This window comes from Corynebacterium sp. MSK158 (genome assembly GCF_030229085.1).
Classification (GTDB): domain Bacteria; phylum Actinomycetota; class Actinomycetes; order Mycobacteriales; family Mycobacteriaceae; genus Corynebacterium.
Window position 1 is genome coordinate 1 of record NZ_JASPHJ010000033.1, and the last position, 1312, is coordinate 1312.

At 54.0% G+C, this 1312-nt stretch carries 1 protein-coding gene; it reads right to left on the reverse strand.

Annotated elements, in window-relative coordinates:
* Window positions 1–54 precede the first annotated feature (54 nt).
* The coding region (locus tag QP915_RS11575) for a tetracycline resistance ribosomal protection protein (RefSeq protein ID WP_284769432.1) at window positions 55–1312 on the reverse strand (1258 nt) is incomplete at its 5' end.

Below are 1312 nucleotides of genomic sequence, written 5' to 3' on the forward strand. Positions count from 1 at the left end.
CGCTCAATGATATTTCGCAATAGCCAGCAATGAACGCTTGCATTGCGCAAGACGTTACATTATCTTCTGAAACATATAGCGCACCTTGTCCAGGCGGCTGTTTGGACGGCGGGGCTGGATGACTGGCTTGCCGACAGCGGCCTGATACCCTTTCAGTTCTGTAAGGCATACGCTCTGCCCGTTGGTGTAAAAGGCCAGATCAGTACGGTATGCCTGTATACAGCGGGCGGGAATCTCGCCAGTAAAGACAACTTCATCCTTTTTTACCTGGACCGTTTCGATGGTGGCACAGTATTTCGGTGCATCATGATAAGCCCTGGAAAGATATTCCCGGGGCGCATAGAGGGTGAAGGAGAGATAAGGTTCCAGCAGTTGCGTCCCTGATTCCTTCAATGCCTGTTCCAATACAATCGGGGCCAATGAGCGGAAGTCCGCCGGCGTGCTGACCGGACTGTAATAAAGCCCGTATTCAAAGCAAATCTTACAGTCCGTTACGTTCCAGCCGAACAAGCCCTGCTCCAGCCCGTAACGGATACCATCCCTGACAGCGTTTTGAAAACTCTGGTTCAAGTATCCCAGCGAAACCCGGCTCTCGTATTGTACACCGGAGCCAAGCGGGAGTGGTGTAACAGACAGTCCGATGGATGCCCAAAACGGGTTGGGCGGCACCTCGATATGGATGGTGTGGCTGGCTGCTTTGAGCGGCCGCTCCATATAAATGACGGTGGGTTCCTTTACCACTGTTTCAAGCTTGTATTTTTCCGACAGCAAAGCGGAAACAACCTCCAACTGCACCCGGCCCAAAAAAGAAAGAATGATCTCATGGGTGATGGAATCCACCTCGCAGCGCAAAAGCGGGTCAGTATCCGCAAGTTGCGTAAGAGCGTCCAGCAGCCGTTCTCTTTGCGCTGCCGTTTTCGGCGCAATCGACGTCCGCAGCATGGGGAGGGGGTCCTCACGCCACCTTTTACGAGGGAGCCGGGTTGGGTCCCCTAATACATCGTTTAACCTCACGCTGTCGCTGGGAAGGATAACAATTTCACCCGGATAAGCGGTGTCTGTCCGAACAATTTCCCCTTTGGATGGAATACGCATCTCTGTGATTTTCAGCTTTTCTCTCCCGGCCAGGGCCACCGTATCCCGCAGGCGCAGCGTTCCGCTGTATAGCCGTAGATAGACACGCCGCTGGCCGCAATCTGTATACTCCACCTTGAAAACGCTGCCGCATAGGGCGGCGCTCCCCTGTTCCCCAATCGGTTGGAACAGCCCTGTCACCGCATCCATCAACGGTTGAATGCCAAGGCCCTTTTTG